We start from the raw sequence: 371 nt of genomic DNA, 5'->3' as shown, positions 1-371 counted from the left end.
GATCCGCGTGTCGGGAGCTCGCTGCTCGGCCATCTGATCGCGGCGATCGCGGGGCAGGCGATCACGCGCAAGACGAGCTTCCTGCTCGATTCGCTCGGCTCGCAGGTGTTTGCGCACGGCATCACGATCCGCGACGATCCGCATCGGCCCTACGGATTGCGATCCCGGCCGTTTGACGGCGAGGGCCTGCCGGTGTCGCCGACCGCGATCATCGAACATGGCATGCTCGAAAGCTGGCTGCTCGATTCGGCCTCGGCGCGGCAGTTGGGGCTCGAGCCGACCGGCCATGCCGCGCGCGGCGTCAACGGCGCGCCGGGCGTGTCGACGAGCAACGTCTTCATGGAAGCGGGCACGATGCCCCCCGAGACGCT

Annotated in this window: 1 protein-coding gene; it reads left to right on the top strand. The window is 69.0% G+C overall.

The annotated features are described in order from the left end of the window. A partial coding sequence (locus sphsw_RS14525; RefSeq protein ID WP_042467398.1) for a metallopeptidase TldD-related protein occupies nt 1-371 on the top strand: 371 nt, incomplete at both ends.

The sequence above is a fragment of the Sphingomonas sp. FUKUSWIS1 genome, from assembly GCF_000733135.1.
Classification (GTDB): domain Bacteria; phylum Pseudomonadota; class Alphaproteobacteria; order Sphingomonadales; family Sphingomonadaceae; genus Sphingomonas; species Sphingomonas aerolata.
The sequence above is the reverse complement of the archived record's forward strand: the minus strand, read 5'-3'. Positions and strand labels throughout refer to the sequence as shown.